The organism is Pseudoxanthomonas sangjuensis, assembly GCF_010211755.1.
GTDB lineage: Bacteria > Pseudomonadota > Gammaproteobacteria > Xanthomonadales > Xanthomonadaceae > Pseudoxanthomonas_A > Pseudoxanthomonas_A sangjuensis.
The window spans coordinates 79657-97601 of record NZ_PDWR01000004.1 but is presented as its reverse complement, the minus strand read 5'-3'; the positions used below and the strand labels follow the sequence as shown (position 1 = coordinate 97601).

Sequence of the window (17945 nt, the reverse complement as noted above, 5' to 3'; positions counted from 1 at the left end):
CCTCGCTCCGAACGCCTTCGTTCCAAGCGATTCACAAAATGCAAGCATTCGGGTATAACCTGTTTCCCCGATGGAAGCAGACCTAGCTCAGCTTCGCCCGATCGGACCCGGGGACAGTTCCTTCCCGGCCGATTTCCCGTCCTCGGTCACCCCTCTTCATTCCTCGCGTGGCCGCGCCGCGGTGCGGCTGCTGTCGCTCGACGCGCAGGGCCGCGTGCTCGACTGGATCAACTGGCAGGACGCGACCTGCCTGTACGCGCGCGGCGCGGTGGCATGGACCCTGGGCGAACCCTGCCTGCGCGTGCACGGCGGCACCAACCGCTTCAGCGGCGAACAGAGCGTCATCGACCTGCACCCGATCGTCGCCTCGCGCGGCCACGCGCGCTCGCACGCGCTGTCGCCGACGCCGACGCTGACCAACACCGCGCTGTTCGCCCGCGATGCGCACATCTGCATGTATTGCGGCAGCGAATTCTCGCGCCCGCACCTGACCCGCGACCACGTGCTGCCGCTGTCCAAGGGCGGCCGCGACGTGTGGGAGAACGTGGTGACGGCGTGCTTCCACTGCAATTCGCGCAAGAGCAACCGCACCCCGCAGCAGGCCAACATGCCGCTGCTGGCGGTGCCGTACCGGCCGAGCTGGATCGAACACCTGATCCTGTCCAACCGCAACATCCTGGCCGACCAGATGGCCTTCCTGAAGGCGCAGTTGCCGAAGCGGTCGAAGCTGTCGGCCTGATGCGGGGCGCACGGCGCGCCGTGTCGTGCCCCTGCCCGGCTCCCGGCCTTGCCCCACCCCCCCGCTGGTAGGAAAATGGTCGGCCAAGCCCGGACAACGGGCCAGTTGCCGCCAAGATGATCGATCCCGACCGCTATCCGCGTCTTTCCCGCATCGACTCGCCCGCCGACCTGCGCGGATTCGACGAAGCCGAGCTTCCCGCCATCGCCGAGGAGCTGCGTGCGTTCCTGATCGAGTCGGTCGGCAAGAGCGGCGGCCACTTCGGCGCCGGGCTCGGCGTGATCGAGCTGACCGTGGCCCTGCACTGGCTGTACGACACGCCCGACGACCGCATCGTCTGGGACGTCGGCCACCAGACCTACCCGCACAAGATCCTGACCGGCCGCCGCGACCGCATCCACACGGTCAAGCAGAAGGACGGCGTGGCGCCATTCCCGAAACGCGAGGAAAGCGAGTACGACACCTTCGGCGTCGGCCATTCGTCGACCTCGATCTCGGCCGCGCTGGGCATGGCGATCGCGAACGGGCTCCTCGCTGCCGGGCAGGCCGGCGACGGCGACAAGGCGGCTTCGCGGAAGGTTGTCGCGGTGATCGGCGACGGCGCGATGACCGCGGGCATGGCCTACGAGGCGCTGAACCACGCCGGCGGCATGGACCAGGAACCCGACCTGCTGGTCGTGCTCAACGACAACCGCATGTCGATCAGCGAGAACGTCGGCGGCCTGACCAAGATGCTCGGCCGCCTGTCCGGCAGCCGCACGCTCAACGCGATCCGCGAGGGCGGCAAGAAGCTGCTCGGCGACAAGCACAACGCGCCGGCGCGCTTCGTCAAGCGCTGGGAAGAACACTGGAAAGGCATGTTCGTGCCATCCACGCTGTTCGAGGAAATGGGCTTCCACTACACCGGCCCGATCGACGGCCACGACATCCCCGCCCTGCTCGGCGCGTTGAAGACGCTGAAGAACCTCAAGGGCCCGCAGCTGCTGCACATCGTCACCACCAAGGGCAAGGGCTACGAACTCGCCGAAGGCGACCAGATCGGCTACCACGCGGTCGGCCCGTTCGATCCCGAGAAGGGCGTGGTCGGCAAGGCCGGCGCGAAGAAGCCGACCTATACCGACGTGTTCGGCGACTGGCTGTGCGACATGGCCGCGGCCGAGCCGAAGCTGCTCGGCATCACCCCGGCGATGCGCGAGGGCTCCGGCCTGGTCCGCTTCAGCAGGGAATACCCGCAGCGCTACTTCGACGTCGCCATCGCCGAGCAGCACGCGGTAACGCTGGCCGCGGGCATGGCCTGCGAAGGCGCGAAGCCCGTCGTCGCGATCTATTCGACCTTCCTGCAGCGCGGCTACGACCAGTTGGTGCACGATGTGGCGATCCAGAAGCTCGACGTGCTGTTCGCGATCGACCGCGGCGGCGTGGTCGGCCCGGACGGCGCCACCCATGCCGGCAACCTCGACCTGAGCTACCTGCGCTGCGTGCCGAACATGGTGGTGATGGCGCCGGCGGACGAGAACGAGTGCCGGCAGATGCTTTCGACCGGTTTCCGGCACGAAGGCCCGGCGGCGGTACGCTATCCGCGCGGCACCGGCCCCGGCGTGGCGATCGATGCGGCGATCACCGATACGCTGCCGATCGGCAAGGCGGAAGTCCGCCAGCGCGGTTCGCGCATCGCCCTGCTCGCCTTCGGCGCGACCGTGGCCGCTGCCGAACAGGCCGGCCGCGAACTCGGCCTGACCGTGGTCAACATGCGCTTCGTGAAGCCGCTGGACCGCGCCCTGCTGCTGGAACTGGCGCAGTCGCACGCAGGCTTCGCCACCATCGAAGACAACGTCGTCGCCGGCGGCGCCGGTTCCGGCGTGGCCGAATTGCTCAGCGACGCCGGCCTCGCGTTGCCGGTGCTGCACCTGGGCCTGCCCGACGCCTTCCAGCACCACGCCAGCCGCGAAGACCTGCTGGCCGAAGCCGGCATCGATGCCGCCGGCATCCGCGCGTCGCTGCTGAAGCGCTGGCCGGAACTGGCGGATTCCGCCCCGCCGCGCATCGCCGCGGTTTGAGGCCTTTGCAGGGCGGGGCCCGCTCCGCCGCTTTTCGATCCTGCCTCGCCGGGGCAGTCCATCGGGCCCGACCCTACGGCAACGGCGCGCCCAGCGCATGCAGGCGCGCGGCGATGTCGCTGCCTGCGTCGAGCAGTTCGAAGCCTTCCCAGGCGAATCCCGGCGCCACCGTGCAAGCGACCAGCGCGTAATCGCCCAGCGGGCGCGCCGCCTGCCAGCTGCCGGCAGGAACGACCTGCATCGGCTGCAGGCCGCGTGCGGAATCGCCGAGCGTCGTCGCCTGCAGCCGGTTCGACGCCGGATCGAACTGCAGCAGCGCCAGCGCGTCGCCTTCCTGCCAGTGCCAGCCTTCGTCGGCATCGACGCGGTGCCAGCGGCTGCATTCGCCGCGCGCGAGCAGGTAGCGGATCGCGGTCAGCGCGGGGCGCCTGCGGCCGTTCGCGACCAGCTGCGTCGTCGATGCGTAGACGCGGCGGAAGTGCCCGCCTTCGGGATGCGGCTCCAGTTCGAGGACACGGATCAGTTCTTCGGCGCGCGGATGCATGCGCCGATGTTACCCGCCGCGACGGCCGCGCAGCCGGGGCGCTGCGGCGCCGGCAGTCCCGGCGGCGGTCGCCTTGCGATCCTCCCGCCGCGGAAAAGGGCCATCGCCGCGACGCGGGCCGGCGTAGAGCCGGGCGGAAACGAAAAAGCCCGCGCGGAGCGGGCCTTCCGATACTGCGAATTGGTCGGGGTAGCCGGATTCGAACCGACGACCACCAGTCCCCCAGACTGGTGCGCTACCAGGCTGCGCTATACCCCGAAGCGGTAAAACAAACAGCCCCGCGTTGGCGGGGCCGGAATTATAGCCGGTTTGCCGTCCGGCGGCTTCCGGTCGGTTCAGCGCCGCAACAGGTGCAGGATTTCCTCGAGCTCCATCCGCACCTGCTTCACGATCTGGTTGCTGAGCGCCGATTCCTGCTTCGCGCCCTCGCCTTCCAGGCGCAGCCGCGCGCCGCCGATGGTGTAGCCCTGTTCGTACAGCAGGCTGCGGATCTGCCGCACCATCAACACGTCGTGGCGCTGGTAATAACGGCGGTTGCCGCGGCGCTTGACCGGTTCGAGGCTGGGGAACTCGGTTTCCCAGTAGCGCAGCACATGCGGCTTGACGTCGCACAGCTCGCTGACCTCGCCGATGGTGAAATAGCGCTTGGCCGGGATCGGCGGCAATTCGCGGTTGCTGCCGGGATCAAGCATGGGCGGCGCCTCCGGCGTAGGCCTCGACGCGCTCCTTCAGCTTCTGCCCGGGGCGGAAAGTGACCACGGTGCGCGCGGAGATCGGGATCTCCTCGCCGGTCTTCGGATTGCGGCCGGGACGCTGGTTCTTGCGGCGCAGGTCGAAGTTGCCGAAGCCCGACAGCTTGACCTGCCGGCCCTGCTCCAGCGCCTCGCGCAGCACGTCGAAATAGGCGTCGACGAATTCCTTGGCCTCGCGCTTGTTCAGGCCGACCTCGTCGAACAGGCGTTCGGCCATTTCCGCTTTAGTCAGTGCCATCGATTTCCCCTGTGCCTCCGCTTTCCATGCCTTCCCACTCAACCGCGGATGCGGGCGCCGTGGTCGTTCCCCAGCGCGGCCACCACCGCAGCCACTACCGCATCCACGTCGTGGTCGGTCAGAGTGCGCGAGTTGTCCTGCAAAATCAAGCCTGTAGCCAGACTTTTCTGCCCAGTTTCGACACCCGGCCCGACGTACCGGTCGAACGGTAACAAATCGCGCAGCAGCGGACCGGCCGCCGCCCGGATGGTGCGCGAAATTGCGGCCCAGCTCACAGTCTCGGCGACGGTGAACGCCAGGTCGCGGCGCACCGACGGGAAGCGCGACTGCTCCGCGGCGCGCGGCAATGCGCGCGCGGCCAGCGGCGCCAGCTCCAGTTCGAACGCGTACACATCGCCGTCCAGGTCCAGCGCGCGCTGCAGACGCGGATGCAACTGGCCGATCCAGCCGATCCTTGCGCCGTCGCGGCAGATGTCGGCGGAACGGCCCGGATGGGCGAAAGCGGCCGTCGGGGGGCGGAACTCGAGCGCCGCGCCGGACGCGGCGGCCAGCGATTCGAGATCGCCCTTCAGGTCGTGGAAATCGACCTGGCGCGCCTTTTCGCCCCATTGCTCGGCCTGCGCGTCGCCGCAAACCGCCGCGGCAATGCGCAAGGTCTCGGCCGGTGCGCCGCCATCGGCGCCCGTGGCGAACGTGTTGCCGATCTCGAACAGGCGCACGCGCCCGGCCTGGCGCGCCAGGTTGCGCTGCACCGCGGCGACCAGCCCCGGCAGCAGCGACGGGCGCATCACCGCCAGTTCGGCGCTGAGCGGGTTGGCCAGCGGCACGGTGCCGGCGTCGAGGCCCCACGGCTTCAGCCACTGCGCATCGACGAAGGCGAAGTTGACCGTTTCCAGCATGTCGCGCGCGACCAGCTGGCGGCGCAGGTCGGCTTCGTCGAGGCGGGCCTCGCTCGGCGCCGCGATGCGGACCGCCGCACCCGGCAGCGTGGTCGGGATGCGCTCGTGGCCGGGGAGGCGCGCCAGTTCCTCGACCAGGTCTTCCTCGATGGCGATGTCGAAGCGGCGGCTCGGCGCGACGTCCTTCCAGCCTTCGCCGGCCGCCTCGACCGCCATGCCCAGCGCGCGCAGGATGCGCTCGACCTCGGCATCGGCGATCCCGACGCCGAGCACGCGGGCGATGCGCGAGCGGCGAAGGACGATCGGCCGTGGCTGCGGCAGGTGCTGCGGCAGCACCGCTTCGATCACCGGGCCCGGCGCGCCGCCGGCCAGCTCGACGACCAGGCGCGTGGCCACCTCGATCGCCTGCCGCGGCAGTTCCGGATCGACCCCGCGCTCGAAACGGTGCGAGGCATCGGTGTGCAGGCCCAGCTTGCGGCCGCGGCCGATGATCGCCGACGGCGCGAAGTGCGCGGCCTCGAGGAACACGTTGCGGGTGGCCGCGCCGACCTTGGTGTCGTCGCCGCCCATGATCCCGGCCAGGCCGACCGCGCGGTCGGCGTCGGCGATGACGAGGAATTCCGGATCGAGCCTGGCGTCGTCGCCGTTCAACAGTTTCAGGGTTTCGCCGTCGCGCGCCTTGCGCACGCCGACCGGCCCCTCCAGCAGGTCGCGGTCGTAGGCGTGCATCGGCTGGCCGAGCTCCAGCATCACGTACTGGGTGACGTCGACCAGCAGCGACACCGGGCGCACGCCGCTGCGGCGCAGGCGCTCGGCCATCCACACCGGCGTCTTCGCCGCGGCGTCGACGCCCTCGATGACGCGGCCGCAGAAACGCGGCGCATCGGCGCCTGCGTTCAGTTCGATCGGCAAGACCCGGCCGGTCAGCGCCGGCATCGGCGTCGCGTCGAAAGCGACGACCGCGCTGCCGGTGGCGGCGGCGACGTCGTAGGCGATGCCGCGCACGCTGAAGCAGTCGGCGCGGTTCGGGGTCAGCTTGATCTCGATGCTGGCGTCGGGCAGGCCGAGGTAGTCGGCTATCGCCGTCCCGACCGGCGCGTCGTCCGGCAGTTCGAGCAGGCCCGACGCATCGGCGTCGATGCCCAGTTCCTTCGCCGAGCACAGCATGCCGTTGGACTCGACGCCGCGCAGCTTCGCCGCCTTGATCGAGAAATCGCCGAACCGGGCCCCGACCAGCGCCAGCGGCGCGACCAGCCCGGCGCGTGCGTTCGGCGCGCCGCAGACGATCTGCAGCAACTCGCCGTTGCCGGCGTCGACCTTGCACACCTGCAGGCGGTCGGCTTGCGGATGCCTTTCGGCGGAGACGATGCGCGCGACGACGACCTTGTCCAGCGACTCGCCCAGCGGCACCACGTCCTCGACCTCGAGGCCGATCGCGGTCAGCGTCGCCGCGAGCTCCTCGCGCGAAGCGCCGGTCGGCACGTGGCTGCGCAGCCAGTTTTCGGAGAATTTCACTTTCTGCCCCTTTCGAGACGGGCCAGGCCCGCCTTGCTCATGCGAATTGCCTCAGGAAGCGCACGTCGTTGTCGAAGAACGCGCGCAGGTCGTTGACGCCGTAGCGCAGCATCGCGAAGCGTTCCACGCCCAGGCCGAAGGCGAAGCCGGTGTAGCGCTCCGGATCGATGCCGACGTTCTTCAGCACGTTCGGGTGGACCATGCCGCAGCCCAGCACCTCGAGCCAGCGCTTGCTGCCGTCGGGCTGGTGCCAGGCGATGTCCACTTCCGCGCCGGGTTCGACGAACGGGAAGTAGCTGGGGCGGAAACGCATCTCGAAGTCGCGCTCGAAGAAGGCGCGGACGAATTCGGCCAGCGTGCCCTTGAGGTCGGCGAAGGTGGAATGCTCGTCGACCAGCAGGCCTTCGCACTGGTGGAACATCGGCGAATGGGTCTGGTCGCTGTCGGAACGGTAGACCTTGCCCAGCGCGATCATCCGCAGCGGCGGCTTGTGCCCGCCCATGTAGCGCACCTGCACGCCGCTGGTATGCGTGCGCAGCAGGCGGGCGACGCCGCGGCCGTCGGGCGGGAAATAGAAGGTGTCGTGCATCGCCCGCGCCGGGTGGTGCGGCGGGAAGTTCAGTGCCTCGAAGTTGTGCCAGTCGTCCTCGATCTCCGGGCCATCGGCGAGCTCGTAGCCGAGCCGGCCGAAGATGTCGGCGATGCGTTCCATGGTGCGGCTGATCGGGTGCAGGCCGCCGCGGCCGCCGTTGCGCCCCGGCAGGGTCACGTCGACGCTTTCGCCGGCCAGGCGCGCGTCCAGCGCGGCGTCTTCCAGCACGGCCTTGCGCGCCGACAGCGCCTCGCCGATGGCATCGCGGGCGCGGTTGATCGCCTCGCCCGCGGCCTTGCGCTGGTCGGCGGGCAGCGTGCCCAGCGACTTCAGCTGCGCGGTGATGCTGCCGTGCTTGCCGAGCAGGGCGACGCGCAACTGCTCGAGCGCATCCGGCGACGACGACGCCGCGATGTCGGCCAGCGCCTGCGCGGAAAGGGTTTCGATTTGGCTCATTTGCAAAGTGTTCCGTGCGTTCGCCGACCATGAAAAACAAATGGGGAAGGACTCGCGCCCTTCCCCACGTGTGCCCGGCGGTGGACTGCCGGTCATGCGTTCTGCAGTGGAGACGCGGCCATCAGGCCGCGAGTGCGCCCTTCGCCTTTTCCGCCAGGGCCGCAAAACCCGCCGCATCGTGCACGGCGATGTCCGCCAGCACCTTGCGGTCCAGGGTGATGCCGGCCTTCTGCAGGCCGTTCATGAAACGGCTGTAGCTCAGGCCGTTGATGCGGGCAGCCGCGTTGATGCGGGTGATCCACAGCGAGCGGAAGTTGCGCTTCTTCTGCTTGCGGCCGATGTAGGCGTACTGCTGCGCCTTGATGACCGCCTGCTTGGCGACGCGGAAAACCTTGCGGCGGGCGTTGTAGTAGCCCTTCGCACGGCTGATGATCTTCTTGTGACGACGACGCGCCGTCACGCCACGCTTGACTCGTGCCATGGTTCAGTCCTCCTCAGAGATACGGCAGCATGCGATCCAGGCGGCCGGAATCTTCCTTGCGGACGATCTGGCCGGCGCGGGCTTCGCGCTTGGTCTTGGTCGCTTTCTTGGTGAGGATGTGGCTGCGGTTGGCCGAGCCAGCCTTGTACTTGCCGGAAGCGGTCTTGCGGAAACGCTTGGCCGCGGCCCGGTGGGTCTTGATCTTGGGCATTGTGGAATCCTTGCTTGGATTGTCGATTACTGGCCGGGCGACGCACGGGGCGCACTTTCCATCCTGCCCAAACCGGTTTTTAAGTCGTTGATTCAAAAAGAAATCAAGACGGGTTCCCTGCTGTCGCGACCGTTTCCGGCGACGACTCCCGGCGAACCGGGCCGCACATTATGCCGGTGGGCCGAATCCTTTGCAAATCAGGGGGTTCTGCGGGAGGGAGCGCCGCAACGGCGAAGGGCGCCTTGCGGCGCCCTCCTGCATTCGGATGAACCCGGCCGGTTACTTCTTCTTCGGCGCGATCATCATGACCATCTGCCGGCCTTCCAGGCGCGGGCGCGACTCGACGACGATCTCGTCGCCCAGTTCGGCCTCGATGCGCGCGGCCATCTGCCGGCCCAGCTCCTGGTGGCTCATCTCGCGGCCGCGGAAGCGGATGTTGACCTTGACCTTGTCGCCTTCCTCGAGGAAGCGGCGGATGTTGCGCATCTTGATCTGGTAGTCGCCCTCGTCGGTGACCGGGCGGAACTTCAGTTCCTTGATCTCGACCTGCTTCTGCTTCTTCTTGGCCTCGTTGGCCTTCTTCTGCTGCTCGAAGCGGAATTTGCCGAAGTCCATGATCTTGCAGACCGGCGGCTCGGCATTGGGCTGGATCTCGACCAGGTCGAGGCCTTCCTCCTCGGCCATCGCCAAGGCTTCGTCGCGCGAAAGCACGCCGATCATCTCGCCGTCGCTGCCGATCACGCGCACGCGCGGCACGCGGATTTCATGGTTCTTGCGGTTCTGCTTATTGTCGGGGGTACTGATGTGAGGGTCTCCAAGGGTCGTCCCGCTGGTCGGGCGGGCGGATGCCGGCCAGGGCGCGATCGTCGCCCCGGCCGGGACTGGCCGAGCTTCCGCCGGCTTACGCCCGTTCGTTACGCAACCGCTCGGCGAAGGCGGCCAGGCTCATCGTGCCCAGATCTTCTCCCGAACGCGTACGAACGGCAACGGCGCCATTTTCCTTCTCGCGGTCTCCAACCACCAGCAGGTACGGCACCCGTTGCAGCGTGTGTTCGCGGATTTTATAGCCGATCTTTTCGTTGCGCAAATCGGAAACGACCCGGAACCCTTGATTCACAAGGGTTTTCCGGACTTCCTCGACCCAGTCGGCCTGGGCGTCGGTGATGTTGGCGACCACCGCCTGCACCGGGGCCAGCCAGGCCGGGAAAGCGCCGGCATGGTGCTCGATCAGGATGCCGATGAAGCGCTCCATCGAGCCGACGATGGCCCGGTGCAGCATCACCGGATGCCGCTTCTGGCTGTTTTCGTCGACGTACTCGGCGCCCAGGCGCCCCGGCATCATGAAATCGACCTGCATCGTGCCCAGTTGCCAGGTGCGGCCGATGGCGTCCTTGAGGTGGTACTCGATCTTCGGGCCGTAGAACGCGCCCTCGCCCGGCAGTTCCTGCCATTCGACGCCGGCGTTGCGCAGCGCCGAGCGCAGCGCATCCTCGGCCTTGTCCCAAGTGGCGTCGTCGCCGAGGCGCGGCTCCGGGCGCAGCGCGATCTTGATCTGGATGTCGGAAAAGCCGAAGTCCGAGTAGACCTTCAGCGCCTGCTCGTGGAACGCGGTCACTTCCGACTCGATCTGTTCCTCGGTGCAGAAGATGTGGCCGTCGTCCTGGGTGAAGCCGCGCACGCGCAGGATGCCGTGCAGCGCGCCGGACGGCTCGTTGCGATGGCAGGAACCGAACTCGCCGTAGCGGATCGGCAGGTCGCGGTAGCTGTGCAGGCCCTGGTTGAACACCTGCACGTGGCCCGGGCAGTTCATCGGCTTGACCGCGTAGGTGCGCTTCTCCGACTCGGTGAAGAACATGTTGTCCTTGTAGTTGTCCCAGTGGCCGGACTTCTGCCACAGCGACACGTCGAGGATCTGCGGGCAGCGCACCTCGCCGTAGCCGGTCTCGCGGTAGACCTTGCGCATGTACTGCTCGACCACCTGCCAGATCGCCCAGCCCTTCGGGTGCCAGAACACCAGGCCCGGCGCCTCTTCCTGCAGGTGGAACAGGTCCTGCTGCCTGCCGATCTTGCGGTGATCGCGCTTTTCGGCTTCCTCGATGCGCTGGATGTAGGCGTCGAGCTGCTTCTTGTCGGCCCAGGCGGTGCCGTAGATGCGCTGCAGCTGCTCGTTCTTCGAATCGCCGCGCCAGTACGCGCCGGAGATGCGGGTCAGCTTGAACGCCTTCAGGAAGCGCGTGTTCGGCACGTGCGGGCCGCGGCACATGTCGACGTATTCCTGGTGGTAGTACAGGCCCATCGCCTTCTCGTCGGGCATGTCGTCGATCAGGCGCAGCTTGTAGTCCTCGCCGCGCGACCTGAACACCTCGATGACCTCGGCGCGCGGGGTCATCTTCTTGACCACGTCGTAGTCCCGGTCGATCAGCTCCTTCATGCGCTGCTCGATCGCGACGAGGTCTTCCGGCGTGAACGGGCGCTCGGAGTAGATGTCGTAATAGAAGCCTTCCTCGATCACCGGGCCGATCACCATCTTCACGTCCGGATACAGCTGCTTGACCGCATGGCCGACCAGGTGCGCGCAGGAGTGGCGGATGATCTCGACGCCTTCGGCGTCCTTCGGAGTGATGATGCGGAGGGACGCGTCGTGGTCGATGACGTCGCTGGCATCGACCAGCTTGCCGTCGACCGCGCCGGCGAGGGTGGCCTTGGCCAGGCCGGCGCCGATCGACTGCGCGACCTGCATGACGGAAACGGGGTTTTCGAATTCGCGGCGGCTGCCGTCCGGGAGCGTGATCGTGATCATGGGTTTCTTGGTTCGATGGGCGCGGCGCATGGCCGCCCAAAATGCAAAAGGCGCCGCGAGGGCGCCTTTCCGGTGTCCTCGGGTCGAATCAGCAGTGGGCGGTGGTAGTGCTCATGTCGCACGCTCGGCCAGCGTTTCCGCGGGCCACCTTGGTCTGCGTCGGTTGGCGCCATTCTAAGCCAAATCCGGGCCAGCGTTCCCGGGGGCGGGGACCGCCCGGCACATCAAAAGGCGTCCGCCGGGACCCGGACCCAGCCTTCCATCAGCACGCGGGCGCTGCGGCTCATGATCGCCTTGGCCACGGTCCACTGGCCGTCGACCTGCCTGGCCTCGGCCCCGACCCGCAGGGTGCCGGAGGGGTGGCCGAAACGCACCGCATTGCGCCCGCCGCCGCCCGCCGCGAGGTCGACCAGGGTCCCGGGAATCGCCGCCGCGGTGCCGATAGCGACAGCGGCCGTGCCCATCATCGCGTGGTGCAGCTTGCCCATCGACAGCGCGCGGACCAGCAGGTCGATGTCGCCGGCAGCGACGGGCCGGCCGCTGGAGGAAACGTAGTCCTTCGGCGGGGCGACGAAGGCGACCTTCGGCGTGTGCTGGCGGGTCGAGGCTTCGGAGAGGTCCTTTATCAATCCCATCTTCAGTGCACCGTGGGCGCGGATGGTTTCGAATTTGGCCAGCGCGGCCTTGTCTTCGTTGATGTCGCCCTGCAGTTCGGTGCCGGCGTAGCCGATGTCGGCGGCATTGACGAAGATCGTCGGGATGCCGGCGTTGATCAGCGTCGCCTTGAGGGTGCCGACGCCAGGCACCTCGAGATCGTCGACCAGGTTGCCGGTCGGGAACATGGCACCGCCCTCGCCCTCGCCTTCGCCCTCGTCGGCGGGATCGAGGAACTCCAGCTGCACCTCGGCCGCCGGGAAAGTCACGCCGTCGAGCTCGAAATCGCCGGTTTCCTGCACCTGGCCGTTGCCGATCGGCACGTGCGCGACGATGGTCTTGCCGATGTTGGCCTGCCAGATGCGCACGGCGACCGTGCCGTTGTCGGGGATGCGGCCGGGATCGACCAGTCCGTCGGCGACCGCGAACGGCCCGACCGCGGCGGACAGGTTGCCGCAGTTGCCGCTCCAGTCGATGAAGGGCTTGTCGATCGACACCTGGCCGAACAGGTAGTCGACGTCGTGGTCCGGGCGCTTGCTCTTCGACAGGATCACCACCTTGCTGGTGCTCGAGGTCGCGCCGCCCATGCCGTCGACCTGCTTGCCGTAGGGATCGGGCGAACCGATCACCCGCAGCAGCAGCTTGTCGCGCGCGGCGCCGGCCTTCTGCGCGGACTGCGGCAGGTCGCGCTGGCGGAAGAACACGCCCTTGCTGGTGCCGCCGCGGATGTAGGCGGCGGGAATCTTGATTTGCGGTACGAAGGGCATGGCGGACTCCCGGGTCAAACGACTAGAACAGGCCCATCTGCGTGGCGGGCGGATCGACTTCCGGCAACAACGGCCAGCGCCCGACGATTTCGTAAGCGTAGGGTTTGCCGCCGCCGATGACCAGCAACAACTCGTCGATGGTCCAGCGGACCCACGGATCGACCCGGATCGTTTGCCCCAGCGGTTCGGTGGCGTCGTAGCTGAGCGTGATGTGTGGCGATGGGTTGTGCAGCATGCGCGTTTCGCCGGCGATTTCGATCCGCTTGCGTACATGCGTGCGCAGCGCTTCGAACGACTTCGGCAGGCCATGCCCCTGCAAGGTCCAGTGGATCCGTCCCTCCGGGTCCACCTGGCTGTTGATCCGGTTGAACGCCAGCGTGCAGGCGTGTGCGGAAGCCGCGATCGCCGCGCCGACCGGCAACATCGCATCGCACTCCTGCGCGGTCGGCGAATAGATCCGTTCGGACAACGACTGGTGCCAGTTCGATGGCGCGAACAGGCGCCCGCCCAATCGCTGTTCCAGCCGATCCCTTGCCATGGCCGAGCGGATCGCCTCGACCACCTGCAACGGGGGCAACGCCAGGAACAGCAACCGCGCCTTGGACATCCGTCATGCCGCCTTCGACGACTCGAGGAAATCCTGCGCGAAGCGCTGCAGCACGCCGCCGGCTTCGTAGATCGAAACCTCTTCGTCCGAGTCGAGCCGGCAGGTCACCGGCACTTCGACCGTTTCGCCGTTGCCGCGATGGATGACGAGCGTCAGGTCGGCGCGCGGCTTGCGCTGGCCAACGACGTCGAAGGTCTCGGTGCCGTCGATGCCGAAGGTCTTGCGGTTCTGCCCCGGCTTGAACTCCAGCGGCAGCACGCCCATGCCGATCAGGTTGGTGCGATGGATGCGCTCGAAACCCTCGGCGACGATGGCCTCGACGCCGGCCAGGCGCACGCCCTTCGCCGCCCAGTCGCGCGACGAACCCTGGCCGTAGTCGGCGCCGGCGACGACGATCAGCGGCTGCTTGCGCTGCATGTAGGTTTCGATCGCTTCCCACATGCGCACGACCTCGCCTTCCGGTTCGACGCGCGCCAGCGAGCCCTGCTTGACCTGTCCATCGACCACCGCCATTTCGTTGACCAGCTTCGGGTTGGCGAAGGTGGCGCGCTGCGCGGTGAGGTGGTCGCCGCGGTGCGTGGCGTAGGAATTGAAGTCTTCTTCCGGCAGGCCCATCTTCGCCAGGTATTCGCCGGCGGCGCTGTCGGCGAGGATCGCATTCGACGGCGACAGGTGGTCGGTGGTGATGTTGTCGCCGAGCACGGCGAGCGGGCGCATGGCGCGCAGCGTGCGTTCGCCGGCCAGCGCGCCTTCCCAGTACGGCGGGCGGCGGATGTAGGTCGACATCGGGCGCCACGCGTACAGCGGATCGGTCTTCGCGCCGGTCTCGACCGCGAACCTGAACATCGGCTCGTAGACCTGGCGGAAATGTTCCGGCTTGACGCTGCTCTTCACGATCGCGTCGATTTCCTCGTCGCTGGGCCAGATGTCCTTCAGCGTGACCGGCTTGCCGTCGGCATCGAAACCGAGCGTATCCTTCTCGATGTCGAAGCGCACCGTGCCGGCGATCGCGTAGGCGATCACCAGCGGCGGCGAGGCGAGGAAGGCCTGCTTGGCGTAGGGATGGATGCGGCCGTCGAAGTTGCGGTTGCCCGACAGCACCGCGACCGAATACAGGTCGCGATCGACGATTTCCTGCTGGATCTTCGGGTCCAGCGCGCCGCTCATGCCGTTGCAGGTGGTGCAGGCGAAGGCGACCACGCCGAAGCCGAGTTTCTCCAGTTCCGGCAGCAGCTTCGCTTCTTCCAGGTACAGCTGCACCGCCTTCGAACCCGGCGCGAGCGAAGTCTTCACCCACGGCTTGCGCACCAGGCCCTTCGCGTTCGCATTCCGTGCAAGCAGGCCGGCGGCGATGACGTTGCGCGGGTTCGACGTGTTCGTGCACGACGTGATCGCGGCGATGATCACCGCGCCGTCCGGCAGCCGGCCCTGCGCCTCTTCGGCCCTGGCGGCCTCCAGCTTGGCCTCGTCGGCGATACCGCGCTCGTGCAGCGCCGACGTCGGCAGGCGCTTGTGCGGGTTCGACGGGCCGGCCATGTTGCGCACGACGCTGGACAGGTCGAAACGCAGCGTGCGTTCGTATTCGGCGGTCTTCAGCGCATCGGCCCACAGGCCGGCGGTCTTCGCGTAGGTTTCGACCCGCCCGACCTGCGCCTCGTCGCGGCCGGTCAGGCGCAGGTAGTCCAGCGTCTGCTGGTCGATGAAGAACATCGCCGCGGTCGCACCGTATTCCGGCGCCATGTTCGAGATCGTCGCGCGGTCGCCCACGGTCAGCGCCGCCGCGCCTTCGCCGCGGAATTCGAGGTAGGCGCCGACGACCTTTTCCTTGCGCAGGAATTCGGTCAGCGCAAGGACGACGTCGGTCGCGGTGATGCCCGGCTGCGGCTTGCCCGACAGTTCGACGCCGACGATGTCCGGCAGGCGCATCCACGAGGCGCGGCCCAGCATCCCGTTCTCGGCTTCCAGGCCGCCGACGCCGACCGCGCTCACGCCCAGCGCGTCGACGTGCGGCGTGTGGCTGTCGGTGCCGACGCAGGTATCGGGGAAGGCGATGCCCCGGCCGTTATCAGTTTGTTGCACGTAGACCACCGGCGACATCTTCTCCAGGTTGATCTGGTGCATGATGCCGTTGCCCGGCGGGATCACGTCGACGTTGCGGAACGCCTTCTTGGTCCAGTCGATGAAGTGGAAGCGGTCCTCGTTGCGGCGGTCCTCGATGGCGCGGTTCTTGGCGAACGCGTCCTTGTCGAAGCCCGGCGCTTCCACCGCCAGCGAGTGGTCGACGATCAGCTGCACCGGCACCACCGGGTTGACCTGGGCCGGATCGCCGCCGCGGTCGGCGATGGCGTCGCGCAGGCCGGCGAGGTCGACCAGTGCGGTCTGGCCGAGGATGTCGTGGCACACCACGCGCGCCGGGAACCACGGGAAGTCGAGGTCGCGCTTGCGGCCGATCAACTGGCCCAGGTAGGCGGCGATCTTCCCCGGCTCGGCCCTGCGCACGATGTTCTCGGCGTGGACGCGCGCGGTGTACGGCAGCTTGTCCCAGGCACCGGGGACGATGTCCTCGACGGCCGCCCGGGCGTCGAACCAGTCGAGGGACGAACCGGCAAGCGGCTTGCGGTATTTCGTGTTCATGGCGGGCATCCGGAATCTGGGCTGGCATGCGCGGTGGGAACATGTTGCTCCCGCCGCGATTACGGGAACGGAAATCCTCCCGCGGTCGTTGCGCACAATCTGGCACCAACGAAACCATTGATCAATCTTGATCAAATCAATCAATACGATGGTGCAGCACGGCCGTTCACGCCCCTGTCGCGACCGGCCCCGGGCCGACCATACGGGGCCGTTGGTATCATGTCGGCCTTGCCCAGCCACGAGCCACGCCATGACCCCGGAACAACTGCTATCCACCTATGGCCCGCGCGAATCGATGGAATACGACGTGGTCGTGGTCGGCGCAGGTCCCGGCGGCCTGGCGACCGCAATTCGACTGAAGCAGCTGGCCGCCGAGGCCGGCCGCGAAGTCTCGGTCTGCGTGCTGGAGAAAGGCTCCGAACCCGGCGCGCACATCCTGTCCGGCGCGATCATGGACCCGAAGGCGCTGGCCGAACTGTTCCCGAACTGGAAGGAACTGGGCGCCCCGCTCAAGCAGGCGGTGACCAGGGACGAATTCCTGTTCCTCGACGAAACCTCCGCCCGGGCCACGCCGAACTGGCTGCTGCCGGAATGCTTCCACAACGAAGGCAACTACATCGTCAGCCTGGGTGCGGTGGTGCGCTGGCTGGCGCAGCAGGCCGAGAGCCTGGGCGTGGAAATCTTCCCCGGCTTCGCCGCCGCGGAAATCCTCCATGCCGACGACGGCGCGGTGAAGGGCGTCGCCACCGGCAACATGGGCATCGGCAAGGACGGCGAGCCGACCGACCAGTTCCAACTGGGCATGGAGCTGCACGCGAAGTACACGATCTTCGCCGAAGGCGCGCGCGGCCAGCTCGGCCGGCAGCTGATCGACAAGTTCAAGCTCGACGAAGGCAAGGATCCGCAGAGCTACGGCATCGGCATCAAGGAACTGTGGCAGGCCGATCCGGCCAAGCACCAGCCCGGCCTGGTGGTGCACACCGCCGGCTGGCCGCTGGATGCCGACACCTACGGCGGTTCGTTCCTGTACCACGCCGAAGACGGCAGGATCGCGATCGGCTTCGTCGTCGGCCTCGATTACAAGAACCCGTGGCTGAGCCCGTTCGAGGAATTCCAGCGCTTCAAGACCCACCCGGCGATCCGCAAGCACCTGGAAGGCGGCAAGCGCATCGGCTACGGCGCGCGCGCGATCACCGCCGGCGGCATCCTGTCGCTGCCGAAGACCGTGTTCCCCGGCGGCGCGCTGGTCGGCTGCGAGGCCGGCTACCTCAACGCCAGCCGCATCAAGGGCAGCCATGCCGCGATCAAGACCGGCATGCTGGCCGCCGAGGCCGCCTTCGCGGCGCTGGGCGAAGGCCGCGCGCAGGATGAGCTGAGCGCGTATCCGGCCGCGTTCGAGAAGAGCTGGCTGTTCGCGGAACTGCGGCAGTCGAAGAACTTCAAGCAGTGGTTCAAGAAGGGCCGTTCGCTGGCGACGCTGATGACCGGCATCGAGCAGTGGCTGCTGCCGAAGCTTGGCATCCGCAATCCGCCGTGGACGATCCGCCACCACACGCCGGACCATGCGACGCTGCTGCCAGCCGCGCAGTGCGAGAAGATCGCGTATCCGAAACCCGATGGCGTGCTCAGCTTCGACCGCCTGAGTTCGGTGTTCCTGTCCAGCACCAACCACGACGAGGACCAGCCCAGCCACCTGACGCTGAAGGACGCAGCGGTACCGGTGAACGTCAACCTGAAGGAATACGCCGGCCCCGAGGCGCGCTACTGCCCGGCCGGCGTGTACGAATTCGTCGGCGTCGACGAAGGCAATCCGCGGCTGCAGGTCAACGCGCAGAACTGCGTGCACTGCAAGACCTGCGACATCAAGGACCCGACCCAGAACATCGTCTGGGTCGCGCCGCAGGGCGGGGGCGGGCCCAACTACGCCGGCATGTAATGCCGGCGCAGGAAACGGGCGCATCACGCGGGGATGCCGTGCCCGCCCTCTCCTCTTCGCGGG

General features: G+C 67.8%; 15 protein-coding genes and 1 tRNA gene. 3 read left to right on the top strand and 13 right to left on the bottom strand.

Features of this window, described 5'->3' with window-relative positions:
- Positions 1–70 precede the first annotated feature (70 nt).
- Complete coding sequence (locus CSC71_RS03255) at positions 71–739, top strand: HNH endonuclease (RefSeq protein ID WP_162372914.1); 669 nt, start codon at positions 71–73, stop codon at positions 737–739.
- A gap of 116 nt (positions 740–855) precedes the next feature.
- A complete protein-coding gene (dxs, locus tag CSC71_RS03250; RefSeq protein WP_162372913.1) occupies positions 856–2796 on the top strand; it encodes a 1-deoxy-D-xylulose-5-phosphate synthase in 1941 nt (646 codons plus the stop codon).
- A gap of 73 nt (positions 2797–2869) precedes the next feature.
- Here dxs and CSC71_RS03245 read toward each other — a convergent pair whose 3' ends face one another.
- The 13 genes from CSC71_RS03245 to acnD all read right to left on the bottom strand — a co-directional run bounded on the left by CSC71_RS03245 (position 2870) and on the right by acnD (position 15946).
- A complete protein-coding gene (locus CSC71_RS03245) occupies positions 2870–3340 on the bottom strand; it encodes a cupin domain-containing protein (protein WP_162372912.1) in 471 nt (156 codons plus the stop codon).
- Between the two features lie 181 nt (positions 3341–3521).
- Positions 3522–3598, bottom strand: a tRNA-Pro gene (locus tag CSC71_RS03240).
- A 77-nt stretch (positions 3599–3675) separates the two neighbouring features.
- Complete coding sequence (locus CSC71_RS03235; RefSeq protein WP_162372911.1) at positions 3676–4032, bottom strand: MerR family transcriptional regulator; 357 nt, start codon at positions 4030–4032, stop codon at positions 3676–3678.
- Positions 4025–4330, bottom strand: coding sequence for an integration host factor subunit alpha (locus tag CSC71_RS03230; protein ID WP_162372910.1), 306 nt, complete (start codon positions 4328–4330; stop codon positions 4025–4027). The genes CSC71_RS03235 and CSC71_RS03230 overlap by 8 nt, the downstream gene beginning before the upstream one ends.
- A gap of 38 nt (positions 4331–4368) precedes the next feature.
- Positions 4369–6744 (bottom strand): phenylalanine--tRNA ligase subunit beta, encoded by a 2376-nt coding sequence (pheT, locus tag CSC71_RS03225; RefSeq protein ID WP_162372909.1) that lies wholly within the window; start codon positions 6742–6744, stop codon positions 4369–4371.
- Positions 6745–6781: 37 nt separating this feature from the next.
- Positions 6782–7792, bottom strand: coding sequence for a phenylalanine--tRNA ligase subunit alpha (gene pheS, locus CSC71_RS03220; RefSeq protein WP_162372908.1), 1011 nt, complete (start codon positions 7790–7792; stop codon positions 6782–6784).
- 121 nt (positions 7793–7913) lie between these two features.
- Positions 7914–8273: a 50S ribosomal protein L20 gene (rplT, locus tag CSC71_RS03215; protein ID WP_162372907.1), complete on the bottom strand. Its 360-nt coding sequence runs from the start codon at positions 8271–8273 to the stop codon at positions 7914–7916.
- 13 nt (positions 8274–8286) lie between these two features.
- Complete coding sequence (gene rpmI / locus CSC71_RS03210; protein WP_162372906.1) at positions 8287–8484, bottom strand: 50S ribosomal protein L35; 198 nt, start codon at positions 8482–8484, stop codon at positions 8287–8289.
- A gap of 279 nt (positions 8485–8763) precedes the next feature.
- A complete protein-coding gene (gene infC / locus CSC71_RS03205; protein WP_211367838.1) occupies positions 8764–9288 on the bottom strand; it encodes a translation initiation factor IF-3 in 525 nt (174 codons plus the stop codon).
- Between the two features lie 97 nt (positions 9289–9385).
- Positions 9386–11284: a threonine--tRNA ligase gene (gene thrS, locus CSC71_RS03200; RefSeq protein ID WP_162372905.1), complete on the bottom strand. Its 1899-nt coding sequence runs from the start codon at positions 11282–11284 to the stop codon at positions 9386–9388.
- Between the two features lie 224 nt (positions 11285–11508).
- A complete protein-coding gene (prpF, locus tag CSC71_RS03195; RefSeq protein WP_162372904.1) occupies positions 11509–12705 on the bottom strand; it encodes a 2-methylaconitate cis-trans isomerase PrpF in 1197 nt (398 codons plus the stop codon).
- Positions 12706–12727: 22 nt separating this feature from the next.
- Positions 12728–13312, bottom strand: coding sequence for a 2'-5' RNA ligase family protein (locus CSC71_RS03190; protein WP_162372903.1), 585 nt, complete (start codon positions 13310–13312; stop codon positions 12728–12730).
- 3 nt (positions 13313–13315) lie between these two features.
- Positions 13316–15946 carry a Fe/S-dependent 2-methylisocitrate dehydratase AcnD gene (acnD, locus tag CSC71_RS03185; protein WP_162372902.1) on the bottom strand — a complete coding sequence of 877 codons (2631 nt, stop codon included), beginning with the start codon at positions 15944–15946 and terminating at the stop codon, positions 13316–13318.
- A 250-nt stretch (positions 15947–16196) separates the two neighbouring features.
- Here acnD and CSC71_RS03180 point away from each other — a divergent pair, with 250 nt between their 5' ends.
- Positions 16197–17882, top strand: a complete 1686-nt coding sequence (locus tag CSC71_RS03180) for an electron transfer flavoprotein-ubiquinone oxidoreductase (RefSeq protein WP_162372901.1) — start codon at positions 16197–16199, stop codon at positions 17880–17882.
- Positions 17883–17945: the final 63 nt, after the last annotated feature.